At 45.7% G+C, this 22,026-nt stretch carries 16 protein-coding genes; 10 read left to right on the top strand and 6 right to left on the bottom strand.

Translation table 11 applies throughout. The features are described 5' to 3' along the window. Positions 1-360: 360 nt before the first annotated feature. Positions 361-1,440 carry an NADPH-dependent aldehyde reductase Ahr gene (gene ahr, locus ACZ2XM_RS13580; RefSeq protein ID WP_490589619.1) on the bottom strand — a complete coding sequence of 360 codons (1,080 nt, stop codon included), beginning with the start codon at positions 1,438-1,440 and terminating at the stop codon, positions 361-363. Positions 1,441-1,814: 374 nt separating this feature from the next. On the opposite strand from ahr, the gene ACZ2XM_RS13575 reads away from it, so the two are divergent. From ACZ2XM_RS13575 to ACZ2XM_RS13565, 3 genes are all read left to right on the top strand, one after another. Next, positions 1,815-3,527, top strand: a complete 1,713-nt coding sequence (locus ACZ2XM_RS13575; protein ID WP_490589620.1) for a molecular chaperone HscC — start codon at positions 1,815-1,817, stop codon at positions 3,525-3,527. A gap of 71 nt (positions 3,528-3,598) precedes the next feature. Continuing rightward, on the top strand, positions 3,599-5,494 hold the full coding sequence (locus ACZ2XM_RS13570) for a J domain-containing protein (protein ID WP_490589621.1): 1,896 nt from the start codon (positions 3,599-3,601) through the stop codon (positions 5,492-5,494). A 312-nt stretch (positions 5,495-5,806) separates the two neighbouring features. Beyond that, positions 5,807-6,415 carry an LOG family protein gene (locus ACZ2XM_RS13565; RefSeq protein WP_490589659.1) on the top strand — a complete coding sequence of 203 codons (609 nt, stop codon included), beginning with the start codon at positions 5,807-5,809 and terminating at the stop codon, positions 6,413-6,415. A gap of 130 nt (positions 6,416-6,545) precedes the next feature. On the opposite strand, the gene ACZ2XM_RS13560 is transcribed toward ACZ2XM_RS13565, so the two are convergent. Both ACZ2XM_RS13560 and ACZ2XM_RS13555 read right to left on the bottom strand, forming a co-directional pair. Further along, entirely contained in the window at positions 6,546-8,180 is a 1,635-nt protein-coding gene (locus ACZ2XM_RS13560) for an FAD-dependent oxidoreductase (protein ID WP_490589622.1), read from the bottom strand. Between the two features lie 281 nt (positions 8,181-8,461). After that, positions 8,462-9,073: a YceI family protein gene (locus ACZ2XM_RS13555; RefSeq protein ID WP_490589623.1), complete on the bottom strand. Its 612-nt coding sequence runs from the start codon at positions 9,071-9,073 to the stop codon at positions 8,462-8,464. A gap of 632 nt (positions 9,074-9,705) precedes the next feature. On the opposite strand from ACZ2XM_RS13555, the gene ACZ2XM_RS13550 reads away from it, so the two are divergent. Together ACZ2XM_RS13550 and ACZ2XM_RS13545 are read left to right on the top strand one after the other, a co-directional pair. Beyond that, complete coding sequence (locus ACZ2XM_RS13550; RefSeq protein ID WP_490589624.1) at positions 9,706-10,140, top strand: COG4315 family predicted lipoprotein; 435 nt, start codon at positions 9,706-9,708, stop codon at positions 10,138-10,140. Positions 10,141-10,679: 539 nt separating this feature from the next. Next, positions 10,680-10,961, top strand: coding sequence for a type B 50S ribosomal protein L31 (locus ACZ2XM_RS13545; RefSeq protein WP_490589625.1), 282 nt, complete (start codon positions 10,680-10,682; stop codon positions 10,959-10,961). A gap of 102 nt (positions 10,962-11,063) precedes the next feature. On the opposite strand, the gene ACZ2XM_RS13540 is transcribed toward ACZ2XM_RS13545, so the two are convergent. The 3 genes from ACZ2XM_RS13540 to ACZ2XM_RS13530 form a co-directional block, all read right to left on the bottom strand. Beyond that, entirely contained in the window at positions 11,064-11,813 is a 750-nt protein-coding gene (locus tag ACZ2XM_RS13540; RefSeq protein WP_490589626.1) for an SGNH/GDSL hydrolase family protein, read from the bottom strand. A 209-nt stretch (positions 11,814-12,022) separates the two neighbouring features. Further along, positions 12,023-13,420: a nicotinate phosphoribosyltransferase gene (locus ACZ2XM_RS13535; protein ID WP_490589627.1), complete on the bottom strand. Its 1,398-nt coding sequence runs from the start codon at positions 13,418-13,420 to the stop codon at positions 12,023-12,025. Between the two features lie 228 nt (positions 13,421-13,648). Further along, positions 13,649-14,728 (bottom strand): bifunctional nicotinamide-nucleotide adenylyltransferase/Nudix hydroxylase, encoded by a 1,080-nt coding sequence (locus ACZ2XM_RS13530; protein WP_490589628.1) that lies wholly within the window; start codon positions 14,726-14,728, stop codon positions 13,649-13,651. Between the two features lie 287 nt (positions 14,729-15,015). Between ACZ2XM_RS13530 and ACZ2XM_RS13525 the strand changes: the two genes are divergently transcribed. From ACZ2XM_RS13525 to ACZ2XM_RS13505, 5 genes are all read left to right on the top strand, one after another. Continuing rightward, positions 15,016-15,645: a LysE family translocator gene (locus tag ACZ2XM_RS13525; protein WP_490589629.1), complete on the top strand. Its 630-nt coding sequence runs from the start codon at positions 15,016-15,018 to the stop codon at positions 15,643-15,645. A gap of 513 nt (positions 15,646-16,158) precedes the next feature. Beyond that, positions 16,159-17,214 (top strand): histone deacetylase family protein, encoded by a 1,056-nt coding sequence (locus tag ACZ2XM_RS13520; RefSeq protein ID WP_490589630.1) that lies wholly within the window; start codon positions 16,159-16,161, stop codon positions 17,212-17,214. Between the two features lie 198 nt (positions 17,215-17,412). Beyond that, positions 17,413-18,687, top strand: coding sequence for an NRAMP family divalent metal transporter (locus ACZ2XM_RS13515; RefSeq protein WP_490589631.1), 1,275 nt, complete (start codon positions 17,413-17,415; stop codon positions 18,685-18,687). A 110-nt stretch (positions 18,688-18,797) separates the two neighbouring features. Then, the gene (locus ACZ2XM_RS13510) at positions 18,798-20,474 is read left to right on the top strand and encodes a thiamine pyrophosphate-dependent enzyme (RefSeq protein ID WP_490589632.1); all 1,677 of its coding nucleotides are present in this window, start codon (positions 18,798-18,800) and stop codon (positions 20,472-20,474) included. Between the two features lie 76 nt (positions 20,475-20,550). Further along, positions 20,551-21,912 (top strand): NAD-dependent succinate-semialdehyde dehydrogenase, encoded by a 1,362-nt coding sequence (locus ACZ2XM_RS13505; RefSeq protein WP_490589633.1) that lies wholly within the window; start codon positions 20,551-20,553, stop codon positions 21,910-21,912. Positions 21,913-22,026 lie beyond the last annotated feature (114 nt).

Genomic DNA, 22,026 nt, shown 5'->3' with positions numbered 1-22,026 from the left:
GGTCACTTGGTCTGTTAATCTAAGAATGTTTTTAGGACGTTATTATTATAAAAATACTTATTAAAAAGATAATTGATAAATGGTTAAAGTCTAAAAAATAAGTACCATTTTTAGGCACTTACAAGGCTCTCTAAAACCTAACCACCGCTAGTACAAGGATTAGGAATAGTTAGAATAAAAGTTAGTATTTAAATATAGGCAAGTTTAAATAAATTCGAGTCATAATAGGCCGTGCAACTGGTAAAAATTTTTATGGCTGGTTGTATGCCAAGAGCTTTCAAAGGCTGCAAAAAATTTCTTCCAGTCGCACTGTATTGGTTTTAAATCGAATCAACTATAGTTTATTCGGAATAAATGCCGTTATGTAAAGTCGTTTTTTAGCACAATACGATAGCGAGCTTTACCGGCACGCATATGCTCGATAGCCTCATTAATATCTGACATAGCATAATCTTCAGTGATGGGCTCGACACCCGCACGGGCAGCAAACTGAACCATTTGACGCAGTTCAGCAGCCGTGCCTGTAGGTGAGCCTGCGATAGCTTTAGCACCACTAATGAGGCTAAAGGCTTGCACGTCCAGTGGTTTCAATACGGCGCCAACGTAATGTAATTTACCTTCAGGCTTGAGTAGGCTTAGATACAGGTTCCAATCTAACGCCACGTTCACCGTTGAAATAATCAAATCTAAAGAGCTGCGAGCGGCTTTCAAGGCGTCTTTGTCTTTAGAGTCGATAATATGGTGCGCCCCCATTTCACGGATTTCATCATATTTTTCAGGACTGCTACTAAAGGCGGTCACTTCACAGCCCCAAGCGTTTAAGAAGTCTAGTGCCATATGACCCAGGCCGCCGATACCAATGACGCCGACTTTCTTACTAGCGTCCATTTGATGCTGGATGATAGGACGATATACCGTGATACCGCCACACAATAATGGCCCGGCTTTAGACTCGTCTAATTCAGCAGGTAAAGGAATCACCCATTGCCACTGCGCGCGAACTTTATCAGCAAACCCACCAGAATGGCCGACGATAGTAGCGACTGATTTTGGGCAAACGTTACCTTTACCTTCGATACAGACATCACAATGCTGGCAAGACTCAGAAGTCCAACCTAGGCCTACGGTTTGGCCGATCTCAAGCCCTTTTACAGCAGCGCCCATTCTATGCACTTTACCAACGATTTCGTGACCGGCGACGACTGGATATTGGCTTTGGCCCCACTCGCTATCGATGATAGATAAATCTGAGTGACAGATGCCGCAATAGCTGACCGCAATTTCGACTTCATCTACCTTTAACTCGCCGGCATCAAAGTCATAACGCTCAAGTTTGCCACCCGCTTCCATAGCGGCGTAGGCACGGATAGTATTGTCAGCATCGGCTGGTTGGTTATTAGTAGTTTTAGCATCAGTAGCTTGTGGCGTAGCAGTAGACATACAGCAGCTCTCTTATAGTTGGGATTAGCATAGGAAAAGGCGACAGTTACAAAAGTCAGCCCATAAGTCAACAGCATACAAAGGTCTAGCTAAGGTTACTATAGGGACTTAGTATCAGTCGTCTAAAAATTATCAGTGAATAAAGGGAGTTTAGTATCAGTACCTTATTATTTAAAATAACCAACAGACGTCTAATATTCAGCAGTTGCTATTAGGTAGATAATAACGACTTTGCGCAGTCCCAGTTAGTCTGTAGAACCACAATTATTCTACACAAATAATTAAAACGTATAACTGCTAACGCCTCATAAAATACTAAGCCATCAGCTGATGAGCGGTGGGCAAATTAACGGATAAACCATAGGGATAAAAGTATGATTATAGGTATCGACCTAGGCACGACGCATAGCCTATTGGCGATTTGGCAAGATGGTGCGGCGAAATTAATTCCCAATGCGTTAGGCTCGCTGTTGACCCCGTCAGTGGTGAGTATTGATAAGGATGGCTCGCTGCTAGTGGGGCAAGCGGCCAAAGAACGCCTGATTAGTCACCCTGAGCAGACGGCTAGTGTCTTTAAGCGCTTTATGAGCAGTCAAAAGGTTTATCGCTTGGGCACGCAACGCTTTAGTGCGGAAGAGCTGTCTGCTTTGGTGCTCAAGTCACTCAAGGCTGACGCCGAAGCGTATCTGGGTGAGCCAGTGACCGAGGCGGTGATTACCGTACCCGCTTATTTTAACGACCATCAGCGTCAGGCAACCAAGCACGCTGCGCAAATGGCAGGCCTGAATGTGCGGCGTTTATTGAATGAGCCGACAGCAGCGGCGATGGCCTATGGTCTGCATGAAATGGCAAAAGATAGCGAATTTCTTGTGTTAGATTTAGGTGGTGGTACCTTTGATGTCACGCTATTAGAGCTATTCTCTGGAGTGATGGAAGTGCGGGCGAGTGCGGGTGATAATAGCCTCGGTGGGGAAGACTTCACAGAGCTACTCGTGCAAGGCTTTATAGGTCGCTGTGAGCCGAGCCAGCCCTCGCATGAGTTTTGGCAACCCTATATCTCACTGTTACATGGTGAAGCAGAAACCTGCAAACGAACACTGACACATAGCAAACAGGCGACGATGACGATGGCTGTCGATGGGGTTATTTACACGTGGACAGTGACAGAAGCGGCGTTTGAAACCCTGTGTGAACCCTTATTCCAAAGGTTCCGTGACCCTATCGAGCGCGCAGTTCGCGATGCCAAGCTGCGTATTAAGACTCTTGATGAAGTGGTGCTAGTCGGTGGCGCTACCCGTATGCCGGTATTCCGCCAGTTGATGACCCGCTTATTGGGCCGTTTTCCATCCGTGCAGCTTAACCCTGATGAGACTATCGCTATTGGCGCGGCTATTCAGGCGGGTTTGGTAGCGGAAGATGCCGCCTTGGATGAGGTGATTCTGACCGATGTTGCTCCATATTCTATGGGGGTCGATACCACGATTGAGATTCGTGAAAATCAATATCAGCATGGGGTCTTTGCGCCTATTATTGAGCGTAATACGGTGATTCCGACCAGTAAAGTCCATACGTTCTTCCCCATGAATGACCAACAGACCAAGGTACAGTTTAATATTTACCAAGGAGAGGCGAGACTGACTCGTGACAATATCAAATTGGGCGAATTAAGCGTAGCGCTACCCGCCAGTTATCGCGGTAAGGCGACTGAGTTGCCCATCGATGTGCGCTTCTCTTACGATATTAATGGTTTGTTAGAAGTTGATATTGATATGACTGATAGCGAGCAGCGTTATAACCTAGTGATTCAAAATGGCGCTAAACAACTGTCTTATGACGAGATTAAAACCTCGAAAGACCGTCTGTCCAATCTCAAAGTGCACCCCCGCGACCAAGCGCAAAATCGCAGTTTATTAGCGCGGGCTGAACGACTCTATGCTCAGCGACTCGGCTATGAGCGCGAGCAATTGGCAAGGTTGATTGGTTGGTACGAAAGTATTCTAGATGGACAAGACCCGCAGCAGATTCGCCAAGCTAATACCGATTTGGGGCAAAGTCTAGAGCAGTTTGAACGGGAAGATTGGTTTTAATAGATAGTTCAGAATTAACGTGTATAACCTTATAAAAATGACCACTGCCAACCGCTATTAGAGATGAGAATATGGAAGACTGTTGGGAGCGTTTGGGAATTGCCCCCACTGCCGATACTGCTGCTATTAAAAAGGCTTATGCCAAGCAGCTTAAGTTTAATAAACCCGATAAAAATCCTGAGGGATTTAGGGACTTACGCGCGGCGTATGAGCGTGCTTTAGACGAAAGCTATTGGTATGCAGAGGATGAAGAAGAGGAAGGCGCCGCAGAGGGTTTTGTAGAGGTGGCGTCTTTAGCAGGAGGCACTGGAGCAGAGGTCGAAGCGTCTTATAATGAAGCTTCTGATAATACAATTAATGACTCTGCTACGAGAGCTGCATTAGCGGCTATTGATGAGCCGGTTATTCATGAGACTGTTAACAATGCCGAGGTAATAGAGCAGTCTGAAGCAACGGATTTAGAAGCCGCTGATTTTGACGAAACTGCTGTCGACGAAAGCTTGACCGCCGCTTTTTTTGCCCCCTCACCGTGGGCTGCCGAGTGGCAGCAGATTGCAGATGGTACAGACTCTGCAGTTGCTAATCGTGATCAACGCTTACAGACACTATTACACACCCAAATCAATGCTCCGCGCTCGCTTGATGAGCAAAATGATTTTGAAGAAGCGCTGTTGGTCTGGTTGGCTGAGCAACCGCCTGTATTTACCGGCAGCTATCAATTGGCCAAGACCTATTTTCATTGGGACAGACGTTTGGAGCATTGGTCGCGCAATGACTACCCTTGGTTTATGCTCGAATCGCTGGATCAGCGCTATCAATATGTTACCTATTTTCGCACACCAACGGCTTTTCGTGAGTTTCTGTCCCGTCATTTTCCTACTGTAGCAAGCTATTGGCCTATAGAAGACTTAAACCCTATAGACAGCAAAGAAACAGAGGCCGTTAATAAAGACGTAGTGCCTATTAAGCTAAAGCGCAGCCAGGTTTTTAGACAGCTGTTCTTTCCATTTCGAGTCACTGAGCTGGCGCAAGAGCTGACGGCTTTGGATGTAGAGCTAGACTACTATATCTATGACCATCCGGCAGCCAATGCCTTAGCACTGATAGCGGCTGATCATGATCATCAGGGGTTGACCGCGCATTATTGGCAGCATGACTCGCCGTTAACTGCTTTTAAAGGTTGGGTATTACGGCGGTTTATTTATCCGCAAGATTTTATTTTAATCGGTGGGGTTATTGCAGCGGTTTTAGGCGGTTTGTCTTTATTTTCTGAGCAGCCGTGGGAGAGCTTTTATAACGATGGCTGGGGCGTGTTTGCTGCGGTATCGCTATATTATTTATTTTGGCAATTGCAGTTGCGCTTATTTGCCACTCCCAATAAGTTTGTCTCCTACGAGCCTTGGCATACCGGTTGGCGCAATGCCAGTATCGCCTTATTTATCATGGGCTATATCAGCTGGCTAGATATCTCTAATCTAGACCCTTTGGCTATGCCCACCTCTGCAATATACTTTTTAACCCACGTGGCAGGGGCCAGCTTATTAATGGCGGTGACGACGCGGCAGAGCAATGGGGTCGTCACTGCGATCTCTTGGCATGCCGGCTTGCTGCTGTTGGTGCTTACCGTGCTCATTCCGCTGCTCGTGCTGCAGGTGGGTGAGGCGCCGTATACCAATCTTGAAACCTTACCCATTAGCCCGCTTTTTTGGTTGTTATTGGCCGCCCCAGCAGCGTTTATTAGTTTGGGTGACACCTATCCGCGGTTAGAATGGTTGGCCAATTTAGGCTATCAATTACTCAAGGTCTGGCACTATCTGATGTTGGTCGGTGGCTTTATCTTATTCACCTACTGTGCTGATATCTTACCCAAGATGGACTTTGGCTTCACTGCGCTAACGATTATGGTGATTACTATTATTATGGCATTCGGTATAGCCGTTATTTCAGAAACCTTTACCGAGAATTAGAGGGAGGATAGCCGGTAATAGTAGGGATGAGCATTTTGTAAACTTAACGGATTAAGTCTGTTAAAGGCTTTTATTGCTAGGCATCTGTATTCTAGTGTTCGTTTTTCTTGTACTCGCGCCTTATTTGCCCCACTATAGGACTAGGTGATTAAAACCAACTGTATTTAGTTCACTGCCACAATCCTAACCTTCAAATAGGGATAAACAATGAGAAACACATCGGGCGAAAATATGCCAAGCGCAGCAAGTAATCCACAAGAAGATAATTATAATTCCAACTATAAAGTACTAACCGGCACGGACCTAAAAAACATGGCCACTGCCGTAGATAAATCAGACATCACCCAGCCTTTAGTAGCCGTGTATTGCGGCTCACGTTCAGGTAATGATCCGGTCTATGAGCAGGCCGCTCATGAGTTGGGTAAGGCGCTCGCTGAAAATGGTTTGGGCCTCGTCTATGGCGGCGCTAGTATCGGTTTAATGGGCGCTGTCGCTGACGAAGCTATTAATAATGGTGCCCAGGCTGTCGGCGTGATTCCCACCTTTATGCTCAAGCACGAAATTGCGCATCAAGGCTTAACCAAGCTGCATTTGACCGACACTATGCACACGCGCAAATCTATCATGGCGGAATACGCCGATGCGTTTGTGACCCTACCAGGGGGTTTAGGCACGCTAGAAGAAATCATGGAAATCGCCACTTGGCGTCAGCTTTACCAGCACGAAAAGCCGATGATTATCATGAATATCAATGGTTATTATGACCGTATGATTGAGCACTTGCGCTATACCGCTGAGCAGGGCTTTATGACGGCAGAAGACTTTGAGCGCCTGATTGTATGCAATACGGTAGCCGAGGCGGTCGAGATGCTGCATCATGTGGTCAAAATCGAAGATAGACTCGATACGGATAGATTGTAGCAGGGCAGGCTGTCACGATTTAGCAGTGATAAATTAGCAGTGACAAAGCTTGCAGCGTAAAAAACAAAAGGGTTAAACAGTCTGTCTGTTTAACCCTTTTTTATTGCTTTAATTGATAGGTCTATTACCGCTAGCCCGCTGCTTGTGAGCCTGTATCAGTGGCTAATTCATTCATGGTTTCACTGACCTGTTTACCAGGAATGCCATGGTTCACTTTGCCCATCGGGGTGGGGAAATGGCGTTGTTTGGCTAAGGTCTGCGCAACTTCATCAATATTGGCACTCGTCACGCTATCCAAATAAGGCCAATCGTGAGTATGGCGTTTTTCTTCACCCTCTGCGGCTGCAGTTAATAAGCCTAACTTAATCAAGGTAGCCACGATTTCATCAGCCGCAAGTAGAGCGGACGAGGCTTTGACATTTTCGGCGCGCGCATAGCGCTTATCATCATAAAGACTGACATCAGCGACGCGTAGGGTATCGTCTTTACCAGGGATTTGCTGGCCCCCATATAAGGCATTGCCAACCGTAATGGCACTCTTAAAGCTGGGCAAATACTGCGCAACGAATTCAATAGCCCGCTGACTACGAGCCTTTAGCGCAAAGGGATCCCAACCTTCTTCGATATACTCCACATATTTATGCGGTAAGCTAGGCTGCGAGCTGTCATTGGAAGAGGCCACTAAGCCATCTTTAAATAACGTGATGTCTTTACTCATACCATGAATTTGAAAAAATCCATCGGGATAAGGCGTTAATTGCGCCATACCGTGTGGGGTACCGCGCTCGCCATAGATGATGATCTCAGGGATTTGGGCACCATCTAAGTCCCAATAGGTCACGTAAGAGGATTTAAACTCCACCATTCGCTCACTATCTACGCCGACCATATCGTCGATGATACCCGTTCGGAATCCACAAGCATTGATCAGATAATCCACTTCGACGCTGTTAATGTCTACCGGGGTTTCATTCTCTGTAGGATTAGCCGCTCCTTCAAGGATGGGCAGGTTATCTTCAATTTTTGGCTTGGCATTGATTTGATATTCAATACGCCATTTCGGCGAACCCGAAGCCGACTCACCCTTAGATGAGGGCAAGACTTGAATCACCGTAGTGTTGGTATGCACATGAGCACAAGGTTTGTCCGCTAACGCTAGAGTCGCTGATGCCGCTAGACGGAAGATATTCCAACCGTATTCTTGTGCCACGATAATAGGAAATTGTACTTTGTCCAAGTCCAAGTATTTCGCTACCGGTATCATCCATTCGTCTGTGGACTGTGGAATCTTCTGTTGTGGCCGCTTAGCTAACGCCTCTAAAGTAGCTCGGTCATACAGCTGATAGTAGTCGTCAGGCTCACCCAAGACTTTATTGGCCGGATCCCGCTCGATAAGCGCTCGGTAAGCGTCGGTCAAAATATCCAAGCGTGGCAGTAAGTCTTGCGGCGTGCCATCATCATGGGTAGGGACGGCAAACACAGTCGGACGCACATCAATGGTATAGGGATACAGGCGCAGGATATCGATACATTGCTCAAGCAGCGCCACGCAATCTTCATCGGGAATCTCACGATATAAGTTGCCGCCGGCATGCAAATGGCACATCGGCGGCCCATCAATCAGGCTAGCACTGCGCTCAAACAGATAGGTCTCTACCCCCAATTCAGCCAAACGAATCGCAATAGTAGAGCCCGCAGTACCGCCACCAATAATACCCACGCGAGTAGGGGTGCAGTCGTTATCTATATTATTTAATTTATTCATATTATTCATATATTCTTCTAAAGCGGCAGGCTAAGGAGTAATCGTGGCGCAGGGAACACCATCTCTCATTCATCGATACGATGAGCAATGTGCAGCGGTCACCAGCCAGTCGGCAAGCGCTGTCTGCGCCTATTGCAACATTAAGGCTAGCTAGCCCTCTGCAAACCGACGCCAATTGAGGCAAGCAGGACTATCTTAAAGCTAGGTTATGCTACCGCTTTTACCTATTTTCAACCCCCAATAAACGACCTAAGCAGTCGAAAATTATTGGCCAGTAGGGCTTAGTTCATTTTAATATAAGTCAGCTCGCCATCAATCTGAATAGGCACTTCATTAGTAATCACTTTGGCAAAAGTATCCATGCCATAAGCACTACGATCAATCACCCCAGTCGCTCGGAAGCCAATCACAGGCTCTTTAGTCATAGGACTCTCTGCGATTTTTTTCAAAGTGACGTTTAAAGTTAAAGGTTTGGTCTTGCCTAATAGGGTGAAGTCGCCAGTCACTTTTGCTTGCTGTGGGTTAATGAAATTCACGTCTGTAGAGACAAAGGTCATGGTTGGGTACTTCTCGCTATTAAAGAAGTCCTTAGTCCGTAAATGCTCATCTCGTGCCTCCCAACCGGTATCAATACTAGCGGTATCAACGGCAAAACGCATCGTGGTCTCGTTAGGTTTTTTAATATCGTAATGAACAGCGCCTTCTGCTTGTTTAAAGCGACCCATGGTCGTTGAGTAGCCTAGATGCTCGACTGCAAAGCCAATACGCGTATGCGAAAGATCTAACTCCCAATGTTGCGGGAGGGCAGGGCTACTAGCCGCCATAGCGGATAGAGGTAAGGTAGCGGCCAGCAAAAGACCAACAACGGTAGAGGTTTTTGTTATGTATTTCATAATAGAGCCCTATGACTTATTGTAAGGTGAGTAATAAAGTGAGATGTTGAAAAACAATTTGATAAAAAACAGTTTGATAAAAAACAGTTTGATAAAAAATAATTTAATAAAGAATTATCCTAATGACTAGCGCTGATTTACGGGTTAAGAGCATCATAGAAATGCTATTTATTATTGTAGAAAGTTATTATTGTGGAGCACACTATTGCCTAAAATTCTTTTTGTAAATTTTTAGCGGTTTTGTAGGGTTTTATGCAATGACAAAGCGGCCACATCTGTAGGTATGGTATATTTTAATGGCTTGAAAGTGCCCGCACAGCTGTAAAGAATACAGTCCAAAATCTTAACTAATGGATTTATGAAGGGGCGGGTTAATGACTAGTTTTTATAGGCCTTATCATAGCTATTTTCAAGCTGAATTACTGTTTAATATTGATACGCAACCTATATATTTAGCGCTTATAACGATATTCAAACGATTGTATTTAATAGTCTCTTTATCAATATTGATGGTTAAATAGGTTTCTGTTGAATAAGTAGTAGCGCTAATTTATTAGGCTGCTTAGCTAAATAGTTTACTGCTGTTTAACGCAAGATTGCCTACCTATAACTGTGCAACTAAAGGAATTACTATGAAACGGATGATTATTCTATCGGCCTTAACTGGCGTATTGGCTCTAACGGGTTGTTCCACCCTAAAAAATGTGGTGGGACAAGATGATTCGGGTATGCACGAAGCCCATAGCACCAATGCTAATACGGCCCCAGTCACGAGTAAAAATGGCGTATTAGTCGATTCAGCCAATCATATGACGCTGTATACCTATGATAAAGATTCTATGAATAAGTCAGACTGTGGCAAGGTTTGTTTGGTCGCTTGGCCTGCCTTTATGGCCCCTAGTGATGCCAAAGCTTCTGGTAAATTTGCCCCGTTTAAGCGTGAAGATGGCAAATATCAGTGGGCGATGAATGGTAAGCCTTTATACTTCTATGCCAATGACACGAAGTCTGGTGATAAGAATGGCGATGACAAGTTTGATGTTTGGCATGTTGTGCCTGCTAACTAAGCTTAGCGCTGTGGTAGAAATCAAGAATTGATTCTTAAGGTAGGGCGGGCTTGGCTAATAAGTCGCCCTATTTTTATGGGCGCTAGTTACGGATAGGATGATTCAAAAATTGACCTATTTATTAGCGGGTAAATGACGATTATAAGCTCCGCTATGTACATAGGCAGTCCACTCAATTTTGGGTGCTGAGTCACTGGTATCAGTTTGCGCCTGCCTCAGTCATTTCATGACTTCCAGACAGAAAATTTATGTCAGTAACTCGCTGTGTGCTAGCTTTAAATAAGATTGACTATAAGTAAAGCCACGCAAATCATCTTGCAACTGTCGCAAAAAATCGTTAAAATCGCCCTTTAAATTTCCCGCTGGGGAAGGCTAAGACTGCAAACTATTGGTGTCATGTGCTGGAATAAGCCAGTGATATGATAGCTGGTCGTTACTATGCCCCTTAGTGCCTCAGTTACGTACCCCGTAATCGTTAACCCTACTTATATAGGCTTAGCTCTATATTATGCGGTGCATCGGACTCAGAGAGACTTATCATGCGTAAAGATATCCATCCTAACTACCAAGAAGTATTATTCCACGACACGAATGCTGACGTATTTTTCTTAACTCGTTCAACGGTTAAGACCAAAACGACTCGTGAATACGAAGGTACTGAATACCCGTACTACCCACTTGATATTTCAAGCGCTTCACATCCCTTCTATACTGGCGAACAACGTAAGTCTTCTACTGAAGGCCGTGTTGCTAGCTTCAACAAACGCTTTGCAGCGTTTGGTGGCCGTAGCAAGAAAGCTACTACTGATTCTGCAGAGTAATTTTTCGCAGAACGGGCACAATAAAAACACCGCTAAATTAGCGGTGTTTTTTTATGGGTAAATTTTATGACTAGTTTTTAGTATTACTTAGTTTGGCGATGTCTAAATCAGTTTTTCTATTTGCGCGGCGAGCTCAGTAGCCCAATAAGCATAGGCTTTAGTATTAGGGTGTAGGCCGTCAGAGGCAAACATATCGTTGACATCAAAGTCGGCTTGGGTAAAGTCGATAGGCGCATAAGTGACATCTTCATATTGCTCACAAACGCGCTGCAAAGATTTATCGAGTCCAGCTGCTTTAGCACCAATAAAACCATTTAAAGGTTTCGGTAGTGCGGGCATCTGTGCCATCGGGGGCAGGCAAGGGAAGATAATCTGCTTAGCGCCAAATTTACGCTTGGCGACGGCGATAATCTCTTCGATTTGCATGCGCCAGCGTTTTGGTGAGACGCCTTTGGTGGTGTCATTCACGCCGACGTTGACGATCATAATATCGATAGGGGTAGCAGGCGGTTTGAGCAAATACAAACGGCGTAGGCTATCAAAACTCGTATGGCCTGAGGTTGCATGCAGTGCCCAATCGATTTGTGAGAACTTAGCTTGTAGCACAGGTGACGCTTGTAAATTAGCAACCAGCTGGCCACCGAGCGCTTGCTCTTGAGTATCGGTACCAACACCGGCTGCCGCTGAATCGCCAACGATCATTAAGTTTAAGGTTTTAGCAATCTGCGTGTTGTTAAGCTTGACGCTGCCATGACGTTCTCCCGTAGCTTCCGGAAGGCGCATCGCAGTGCGCTTCATTTGTTTGCCTTGATGGATGTAGAGCGGGATAAATAAGATGTCTTTTAGTTGCATAAGGGTCACTGGGTCATTTAGGGAGATAGGGGGCAATGAATTGCCTATTCTTTCAATATACTATTTTATACAGAGCAGAGCTATATCTCAGCAGTCACTCCTTTTTTATAGCGTTATAGAAAGCAAAAAACCCCGCCAATAATGACGAGGTTTTAAGTCTAAACCATTAGCTTATGACTAATTATGACTAAATGGGTCTTAAGCAACAACTACCAACCCGTGCGCTCACGAATCGTGGTTAAGCTATCATCAACCAGCAATTTACCATCGACGAAGACATCGCGAAGTAAGTTGCTACCGGTATCCGCTAGCGCCTCTTCTTTCACGGTGCTGACTTTGCCATTATCATCTTGAACTAATGCTAAACGGCCCTTTTTAGAGCGTTTAGAGCGGCTGGTAATGGGGTCTTTGAAAATTTCTTTCCATTCGCCATTGATACGTACGGCACTGGCTTTCATCGCCCAGCTCATCGTATCGCGGGTGACCTGCTGTAGTAGACCGCCACCCATACCAAAGGTGACGTTTTCAGCGCTAAAACCAGCGCCTATGACGGTATCAAGTATTTTACCCAAGCTTTGCGGATTGATACCATCGCCTTGGATGAGGCGCACGTAGTCCGGCAGCACCTTATAGCCTTTGCTATTCGTAGTCGTACCAAACTTCACAGCCAGACGCTCTAAAGCCTCACGCACGACCTTCGCAGGGTCGCCACTGTCCGGACGAATCACTAGAGTGCCGCCCATATTTTTGACATCTTCTTTTAGCGCGTCGCCCCAGATATTATCAATGGCATTCCAAAGGTCATAGCTGTCAGAGACTACCGCTACAGTATTGCCTTTACCGCCAAACTGCTCGAGCATATTGGCAAACGCGGCTTCCTCATTTTCACGGCCCCAAGCGGTCATCGTACTGTGCTCAGCCGCAGGAATTGAGAAGGCGGGCATGTCTTTATCCATACCATACCAACGACTGGCGGCGACCAAGGCGGTCAAGCTGTCCGTACCCGAGAAGTTGACCAAATGCGCCAAGCTGCCCAATGCTACAGTCTCCATGCTCGAGGCACCACGCGCGCCAAAGTCATGCAGCTTAAACGGCAGGCCTGCGGTGCTATCAGCGGTCTTTTCTAACGCTGCTTTGATAATCGTCTTACAGTAGTACGATAAGCTCGCTACCGTAGATGGGTACCAAATGGCACGCAATAATGAGGTTTCAAGGTAGCTCGGCAGCCAATAAAATTCAGGGTCGGTATTCACAATCTGGCAGACCACATTGGAAACGGGAACTTTCGTGCCTTCGGGTACTGCTTGGATGCGCACCGGCAGATAACCACCGTGTTTATCGACCAAACGCTCCCAACCAGACCGGTTAAACGGTAAGCCATGCGCTTTGATAACCATTTCAGCTTCATCAATATGCGCCATAGTAATGGGCTTATCGAGATACTCTTTGATATACGCTTGCAGACCAAAAAATATCACATCGTAGTCGCCACGACGCGCTTCGACATAGCTCGACATATACTCACTACCCGGCGGATACTGCAGCCAGTGTGAGGTCTTATAACTGTCTGAATTTAAGATTAAATTATCAAAATTGCTGGTAAACATACTCACAGAACTCCTCTGCTTTTTAAAATATCACGGCTAACTTGCGCCACGCTACTGATATTGATTTGGTATTGACTCAGTATTGACCTAATGTAATGCTTAAGGTTAATTAAGATGGTCATACTAAGTCAGTAGAGGCCAACTCGCCGTGATGGGAAGCCCTAGCCGTCTATCGGCAGGGGCGGAAACTCTAAGTGTTGTGGTAAGTTGCGCAGGCTGCAATAAATCCTACAGCCCCACCATCTTACAAATAATCGCATAATGGTCTTCAAACATCTTTTCAGCCTCTAACTCTGCGAGCGGTAACCAAAACGCTTGGGTCGCATCATCGCCACCTTTCACCTTGGGCAAGCCACCAGCGTCATTTTTTAGCTGAAAATAAAACGCTTGGGTAATCGTACGACCGCGAGACGAGCGGTACGGGTCATCGAAGGTATGTTGGCTGTGTCGCGAACCGCGCAGTACCGGCTCTGGTACCTTCAGACGGGTCTCTTCTCGCAACTCACGGACGCAAGCATCAAGCAAGGTCTCTTTTTGATCGATAAAGCCACCAGGTAATGCCCATAAGCCACGACCGGGCATGCCACGACGCTCGACCAATAAGATATGACCAGACTGCACGACCACCGCATCAGCGGTCATAAAGGTCGGTGGGTAGGGGGTGTTTTCCCATTGCTTCTTATAATTGTCGACGAACCAAGCTTCTTCTTGCAGTTGGTTGTATTCCTCAGTTTTTTTGAAGTCATCGAGGACCTTACGCGTCGAGTCAGGGGTGCGGTCTAGCGTGGGCGTCGCGCCCATCAAATAACCTTCGCGAACTGGGGTCGCCGATAGATTTTCATAATTAGGCACTGACACTGCCGCCCAATTTGGGAACAGTGACAGGTAATACGACGAGCTGTCTTTCGAGTGACCAATCAAGCCGATATCGGCATTCAAATCGCCGGTGACCGACTTCACGCCAGCTTGCACATATTGCAACCAGCGTGTGTCGTTATACAGCGCATCATCTAGCCCGACGCAATGAATACGGGCGGCATCTGCCTCTGAGTAGGCGCCTTTAATCATCTGCGCGCGCTCAGCTACGGAAAAAGGATTGCGCAAACTGCGCGGCAAATTCGCCGAGCCAATAAGCATAATGACTTTATCCGCCCGCTTTAGCGCCTCATCGATGACTGCCTTATGGCCCAAATGAAACGGCTGAAAGCGACCAATAAACACCAAATACTCAAAATGACGAGCATCGTCTTGCTTATTAGCGGGCTGCTTATCCGCCCCCACTGGGCTGTGCTCAGGCAATGTACTCATAAACGCAAACTCCTTGCGGTAACTGGCTATAACAACGGTCTAAACTCTAGCAATGGTCCAGCTCTACTTTGGTAATGGGCTACCAATAATGGCTTTATTATCACTGAATAACGCCAATACTGACACAGCGTTATACACACTGACAAGTGCTAGGTGGCGATACGCTACATAATTGCTAAGCTAGGGGAGAATTGTGGTTGCTAAGGTGGAGGGTGATGATAAGATTTAGTTTTTTGCAGCGCAGCTTAGCAATAACCAACAATCCTGTTTAGTGAAGGTAGACCAAGATGTTCGGTATTCAAAATTTTGAAGCTTTTTTAGCGGCCAGTATTATGCTCAATCTCATACCGGGCCCGGATACCTTTTATATTTTAGGTCGAAGTTTATCGCAGGGACGCATGACAGGGATTGCCTCTGCGCTCGGGGTATCTGGTGGTGCGGTTTGCCATACTTTGGCTGCTGCCATTGGTTTATCTGCCCTGATTACTGCCTCACACACGGCGTTCTGGGTGGTGAAATTGTTGGGCGCGGCTTATTTAGTGTACTTAGGTATGCAAATGATTAAGCACAGTAAAGTCGCCTTTCATAGCGTCGCTACAGGCCCCAATCGCCAGTTCTTCTCTGTTTTTAAACAAGGGGTACTGACCAATGCTCTAAATCCTAAGGTAGCGTTATTCTTCTTAGCCTTTTTGCCTCAATTCATTGATGCCAACGCTGGCTCGCCCTTTCTCAGTTTTATCATCCTTGGCATGACGTTTGTAGTGACCAGCACCGTATGGGGGTTTTGCTTAGCCTTCTTATCGTCAACTATCAGTCAAAAACTCAGGGAAAACCCTAAATATCTTGAGTACCTCAATAAGATGACCGGTACGCTGCTGATTGGCTTAGGGATTCGCTTGGCTTTGGATAAGTCGTAGCTTAGTGGGGCTTAAGGAAGCCGTAAGGCTGATGTTTTAAGGAGCCAATAATTAAACCATTAAGCTAGTGATAGAACAGCACTTCGATAGCGTAGAGTTGACTAGATTATCACTCGTTACGTCCAAAAAAATTCGGCATGTCCTACTCCCAACCCTCGTTTTTTGACGAGGGTTTTTTTATTGCCTAAATTCCGAAGTTATAGAAAAAATACGGTCACTCAAACGGTATCTATTCAAGTCTTTATCTTCATCAAAGCGTAGTCAATGATAGGGTATTAGCTATACTTATAACCGTTATTATTTTATATCGTTTGACGCTGATTATTTGGCGCAATATATTGTATATCAATACATTTGATACTTTTTTAGCAAAATTAGCTGCTAATTCATAGTTGGGTATTAAATAAAATAATATGACAATGATGCTGGTAAAGTTTTTTTAAAGCTTATTAATGGAGTAAGCGGTCTGTTAGTCATAGACCATAAAATTTTAGAGTAACAAGGATGTACTCAATGAAAATTTACAGTCACGAAAAGCAAATGCTACACCATCCGCAAAGTTATTTTTCTCGCGGTAAGATGCGTCAGCCGCAGGAGAAGCCTGAGCGTTTGACGGAACTAATGAAAGCCCCAGAGGCATTGGGCCTGACAATTACTACTGCAAAAGATTTGGGCATTGCTCCCATCTTGGCCGTCCATGATTTTGATTACGTCGATTTCCTTAAAAATGGTTACGCAGAGTGGGTGGCTGTAGATGAGGATTTGGGAACGGAGATTCAGACGACCATTTATGCCCCGCATAACAATGCTGCATTAGGAATCTTGGCCAAAGCAGCGAAGTATCAAGCAGATGGTAGCGCACCTATTGGTCAGCACTCTTGGGAATCTATCTACTGGTCGGCGCAGACTGCGCTTAATGCCGCAGAAAACCTATTAACCGCTCAAACTTTGACGGATAGCCCTGAGCAACACCAAATCCAAATATGCCTAACGCGACCTGCCGGCCACCATGCTCGCAAAAGCGCAGCAGGGGGCTTTTGCTATCTAAATAACGCCGCCATTATCGCTGAACACCTGCGCCAGCAGTTTCAAAAGATTGCCATTATCGATACCGATATGCATCACGGCCAAGGCATTCAAGAGATTTTCTACGATCGTAATGACGTGTTGTATACCTCCGTACATGGTAGCCCTATTAATTTTTACCCAGTCGTAGCCGGTCACGAGCACGAAAGAGGGGTCGGTGCAGGCCAAGGCTACAATGTCAATTACCCTATGCCGCATGGCACCGATGAGGCTGGGTTCTTCCAATATGTCGATAAAGCTATCGACACTCTAAAGCTATTTGATCCCGACGTTATCGTGCATGTTTTAGGCTTTGACGTCTATGTCGATGATCCTCAAGCGAAATGCGCGGTCAGTACGGCAGGGTTCAAGACGTTAGCGCAAAAGCTTAAAGCGCTTAATAAGCCAGTAATCGTTTTGGTAGAAGGCGGTTACTGCATAGAAAAACTCAATGAAAATTTGCAGTCATTTATGGTTGGATTTACCACAACAGGGGAGGAGTAGCCGCGTCGTAACCATTGATAGTTAACGATTACCTGATAAAGGATTTATAAGGTAACTGCTTGTTCAAATCATGATAAGGATGTTTAGTATGAGAACTTTAATTTTAAAGGCTCCCGATTATGCCAACCTGTATTCTGAAATATTAAATATAATTAATTGTCAGAACCAGTCTTCTATTATTACTGATGTGAGGTTTTTATGTCTAAGCAATTGACTCACACTTCAAGTAATAGCACTAAGCAGAAAGATTTTAGTTGGCGTACTCTTGGCCCTGGCATTTTATTAGCCTCGGCTGCTATTGGAGGATCGCATTTAATATCATCTACCCAAGCAGGGGCAACTTATGGTTGGCAGCTTGCAGGGCTTATTATAATAACCAATCTATTAAAATATCCATTTTTTCGTTTTGGTACTGATTATGTCTATGGTACTGGTGAGTCTCTAATCGCTGGTTATTATAAGAAATCAAAACTTTATTTAGGTATTTATCTGTTTTTGTCTATGTTTGCGTCGGTAGTTGGTACAGGCGCTGTTGCCTTGCTTTGTGCTGCTATTCTAGGATTTATGCTACCTGCTAGCCTTGAGTTATCAACAATTACCTTGTCTGTCATTGTTATGGTTATCTCTTGGCTATTTTTGGTTGCAGGACACTATAAGCTGCTTGATAGTGTTAATAAATGGATCATTATTGCTCTAACACTTGGATCTCTGGTTGCTGTCATTATGGCTGCAGGTAAGCCCAGCGTTATGACAACAGACTTTGTGGTAACTACGCCTTGGAATCTAGCTACTTTAGGTTTCCTTGTCGCTTTAATGGGCTGGATGCCTGCACCAATGGAGTTTTCTGCCATTAATTCAATGTGGATATCTGCAAAAATAAAGGCTGAAGACACTACTTATCGTCAAGGTCTAATTGATTTTAATGTAGGGTATTCAGTCTCTACTATTTTGGCATTAGTATTTCTAGCCCTAGGAGTATTTGTGCAATACGGATCAGGTCAAGAAATTCAAACAGCAGGGAGTGATTACGTTGGTCAGTTAATTAATATGTATACAGCTACTATTGGTGAATGGTCAAGATTCCTAGTGGCGTTCGTGGCTTTTATGTGTATGTTTGGCACTACACTCACAAGTGCAGATGGAACAGCTCGAGCAAACTCTGAATGTTTACGACTCTTTAGAGGGAATAAAGAGATTACTAATAAACAAATATTTTTTTGGACAACCTACGCTATTGTTGGTGGATTAATTATTATTATATTCTTTACTGGGCAACTTGGCTCAATGCTTAAATTTGCAATGATAGCCGCTTTTATTGCGGCTCCTATTGTCGGTGGTTTGAATTATTTATTAATTAAGGATTACAAAAAATTATCTACAGTAATGAATGTATGGGCAATTCTAGGGCTAATTTTCTTGACAGCTATTGCTTTGTTATTTATATCTAATTTATTAGGTTTTTTCACTGTCTGATACGTAAGTAAATAAGTGGTGGTTTCATAAGATTTTCATAGGACAGTCATAATAATAAAGTTAGTAAAAATTATTTTACCGAATTATTAAAAAATATTAAGGGAATAATAATGAGTAATACAATTCACGGTGGTCAAGCGATTGTAGACAGTTTAAAGCTACATGGGGTTAGTCGTACCTTTGTCGTACCGGGTGAGAGCTATCTCTCAGTACTGGATGGGTTATATAACGCGGATATTCAGACCGTAGTGTGTCGCCACGAAGCGGCTTGTACTTATATGGCGGATGCGCATGGTAAATTTACCGGTCAGCCCGGTATTGCTATGGTCACACGCGGACCTGGTGCTGCACAGGCTTACACAGGGATTCACACCGCCTGGCAAGACGGGGTGCCGATGATATTGTTCGTGGGTCTGATACCTATTGCCGATAGAGAGCGCGAATCCTTTCAAGAGTTTGACCCTAAGCAGTGGTTCTCCAGCCAATGCAAGCGAGTCTTCGTTTTAGATGAGGTTTCTAGATCCTCCGAGATTGTCGCCAAGGCTTTTCATGCGGCTTTAGAAGGGCGTCCTGGGCCGGTCGTGGTGGGGCTACCCGAAGATATTATCCAACAAGAATTTCGCGGGCAATTGCACCCAGTCATTCCTATTGCTGAAGGTTGCGTGGCTGAGGCCCCACTCAATACTGTGATAGCAGCGCTAGCCCAAGCTGAAAAGCCGCTGATTTTTGCCGGTGGCCAAAATTGGACGCCACAAGCCTCGGCACAATTAACACAATTTGCAGAAGATAACCGTATTCCTGTGATTCATGATTGGCGAGCTTCAGATCGGGTGGCTTTTGACTCTCCTGCCCATGCCGGCTATTTGGGCTATGGTCGCTCAGATGAGTGTGCGGCCTTAATCGAAACGGCGGATGTGCTGCTAACGATAGGCACAGTATTGGGGGATGTGGCTAGCGATGGCTATAAACTGCGCCAGTCTTTTGATAAACCAAACTATATCGTTAATTTAGACACCAGTTTGCGCGGGCATAGTGGTAGCGTAACTGACCATATTGTAGCCAGTCCTAAAGCATTTGTGCAGGCCATCAGTCAAACTTCGGTAGCTGGTGCCGCATCGCGTACGGCTTGGTTTGACTATTGCCACGAGCAGCAAAGAAAAGATTGTGCTTTTCCCGACTCGGCTGCATCAGAGGGTGCGCCAGGGAATATCACTACTGATGTAGCCGGTCAAACCTATGCCAGTATGACCCAAGTCATACAAAGCTTGACTGAGTTGCTACCCAAAGATGCGGTCTATAGCTTTGGCGCAGGCAATCATTGTTTATGGGCGCAGCGTTATTTGCCGACTCATGTCTTTCCCAGTCAGCTCAGTACTAGAAATGGCGCTATGGGGTATAGCTTGCCCGCAGGAATAGTGGCGGCTTTAGAGTCTCCGGAGCGGCTGTCGGTCGTGGTCACGGGTGATGGCGAATTTATGATGAATGAGGCTGAGCTGTCTACTTCTATACGCTATCAAGCGCCGGTATTGATTGTTTTAATGGACAATCAGCAGTTTGGCACCATTCGCCAGCACCAAGAGGCGCATTATCCCAATAGAGTGTCCGGTACTCAGTTGCAAAACCCTGATTTTGCTGCGCTTGCAAAAGCATTTGGCGCCCATGGCATTCAAGTAGCGAACAATAAAGATATAAAGTCGAGTGTAGAGCAGGCTATGGCGGTCGTAACCCAAGAGCGTAAGACGGTATTGCTACATGTATTGACTGACCCTGATGAGCTAATGCCTTAAGCTACTTATAGTAAGAAGTACCTGATAACAGCAATGAGCTGTTAGGATGAATATTTACTCATAACAAGGACGTATTATGACCAACTATCAAGTAGCAAATCCAGCGACTGGTGCCGTAGAGGCGCAGTACGAGACTCACTCTGACCAAGAAATACAGCAGCTCGTTAGTGCGACGCATACGGCTTATCAATCTTGGCGAAAAAGTGCGGTTGATGAGCGGGCGAAAATATTGAATAAGATTGCGGATCTGTACGATGAGCAGCGAGAACAGCTGGCTAAAATCATGGCTCGTGAGATGGGTAAGCCCGTTGCTCAAGGTGAAGGGGAACTGGCCTTAGTCAGTCAAATTTTTCGGTATTATGCCCAATACGGTGAGCAGTTTTTAGCGGCACCAGCGTTACCCGATGCCCCCAATGCGGTGGTCAGAAAGGAACCGATTGGGGTATTGCTAGGGATCATGCCATGGAACTATCCTCATTATCAGGTCGCGCGTTTTATCGCGCCCAATTTAATGTTAGGCAATACCATCCTGCTAAAACATGCCCCTTCTTGCCCAGAGTCTGCATTGGCTATAGCTGAGCTTTTAACAGAAGCTGGCCTGCCTAAAGAGGTATATAGCAATATTTTTGCGAGTAATGAGCAAGTGAAAGCCATTATTAATAGCTCGGCTGTGCAAGGGGTATCGCTGACCGGCTCTGAGCGAGCAGGCGCAGCGGTGGCGCAAGAGGCCAGTGCCGCCCTAAAGAAAGTCGTCCTTGAGCTGGGCGGCTCAGACCCCTTTATCGTGTTGGCAGATGCGGATATCGATCAGGCCGTAGAGTGTGCTTTCATTGGCAGATTTGGTAATGCGGGGCAGGCGTGCAATGCGGCCAAGCGTATTATTATACACGCTGATATTTATGAGGATTTTGTCGCCAAGCTGCGCGATAAAGTTGCCTCATTAGTACCAACCGACCCTTTGGACAAAGCTACCTTTATAGGGCCGTTATCCTCTAGCCAAGCTCTGGACACTTTACAGGCGCAGTATGATAGTGCCTTATCGCAAGGCGCCACTGAGTTGGTAGCGGGCGGCAGGATGGACCAACCGGGGGCTTGGTTTAAGCCGGCGCTCTTGGCTGATATCACCTCGGATATGCAAGCCTACTCCGAAGAGTTGTTTGGTCCGATTGCGATGGTTTTTAAAGCGGCTGATGTCGAGGACGCTATTCGCATAGCTAATGACACCCCTTTTGGTTTAGGGGCCTGCATCCATACGCAGGATATGGCTCAGGGTCAAGAGGTCGCTGAGCAATTGCAGGTAGGTATGGTCGCATTCAATCAAGCCCCTGGTACGGCAGCGGAGCACCCTTTTGGTGGGGTTAAACGCTCAGGCTTTGGTCGTGAGCTAGGCCCTTACGGTATGAGCGAGTTTGTCAACTTTAAGCTATATAGTAAATAAGCTGCGGTTCTTCGACTTATTATGACTCGGGCTTGTTATAACTCAAAGTTATTTTCACTGCATCCTATGTCGCCATACTCCTCTTAACTATATTATATTATGAGGTATAGAAGC

The sequence above is a fragment of the Psychrobacter sp. CoH-33_TS_01 genome, assembly GCF_058189395.1.
Note: the sequence above shows the minus strand (reverse complement) of the source record. Positions and strands in the feature narration are given on the sequence as shown.

Excerpts from the sequence above, each read along its gene's own strand:
- ahr (WP_490589619.1), bottom strand. The coding sequence starts at position 1,440 with ATGTCTACTGCTACGCCACAAGCTACTGATGCTAAAACTACTAATAAC.
- ACZ2XM_RS13575 (WP_490589620.1), top strand. The coding sequence starts at position 1,815 with ATGATTATAGGTATCGACCTAGGCACGACGCATAGCCTATTGGCGATT.
- ACZ2XM_RS13570 (WP_490589621.1), top strand. The coding sequence starts at position 3,599 with ATGGAAGACTGTTGGGAGCGTTTGGGAATTGCCCCCACTGCCGATACT.
- ACZ2XM_RS13565 (WP_490589659.1), top strand. The coding sequence starts at position 5,807 with ATGGCCACTGCCGTAGATAAATCAGACATCACCCAGCCTTTAGTAGCC.
- ACZ2XM_RS13560 (WP_490589622.1), bottom strand. The coding sequence starts at position 8,180 with ATGAATAAATTAAATAATATAGATAACGACTGCACCCCTACTCGCGTG.
- ACZ2XM_RS13555 (WP_490589623.1), bottom strand. The coding sequence starts at position 9,073 with ATGAAATACATAACAAAAACCTCTACCGTTGTTGGTCTTTTGCTGGCC.
- ACZ2XM_RS13550 (WP_490589624.1), top strand. The coding sequence starts at position 9,706 with ATGAAACGGATGATTATTCTATCGGCCTTAACTGGCGTATTGGCTCTA.
- ACZ2XM_RS13545 (WP_490589625.1), top strand. The coding sequence starts at position 10,680 with ATGCGTAAAGATATCCATCCTAACTACCAAGAAGTATTATTCCACGAC.
- ACZ2XM_RS13540 (WP_490589626.1), bottom strand. The coding sequence starts at position 11,813 with ATGCAACTAAAAGACATCTTATTTATCCCGCTCTACATCCATCAAGGC.
- ACZ2XM_RS13535 (WP_490589627.1), bottom strand. The coding sequence starts at position 13,420 with ATGTTTACCAGCAATTTTGATAATTTAATCTTAAATTCAGACAGTTAT.
- ACZ2XM_RS13530 (WP_490589628.1), bottom strand. The coding sequence starts at position 14,728 with ATGAGTACATTGCCTGAGCACAGCCCAGTGGGGGCGGATAAGCAGCCC.
- ACZ2XM_RS13525 (WP_490589629.1), top strand. The coding sequence starts at position 15,016 with ATGTTCGGTATTCAAAATTTTGAAGCTTTTTTAGCGGCCAGTATTATG.
- ACZ2XM_RS13520 (WP_490589630.1), top strand. The coding sequence starts at position 16,159 with ATGAAAATTTACAGTCACGAAAAGCAAATGCTACACCATCCGCAAAGT.
- ACZ2XM_RS13515 (WP_490589631.1), top strand. The coding sequence starts at position 17,413 with ATGTCTAAGCAATTGACTCACACTTCAAGTAATAGCACTAAGCAGAAA.
- ACZ2XM_RS13510 (WP_490589632.1), top strand. The coding sequence starts at position 18,798 with ATGAGTAATACAATTCACGGTGGTCAAGCGATTGTAGACAGTTTAAAG.
- ACZ2XM_RS13505 (WP_490589633.1), top strand. The coding sequence starts at position 20,551 with ATGACCAACTATCAAGTAGCAAATCCAGCGACTGGTGCCGTAGAGGCG.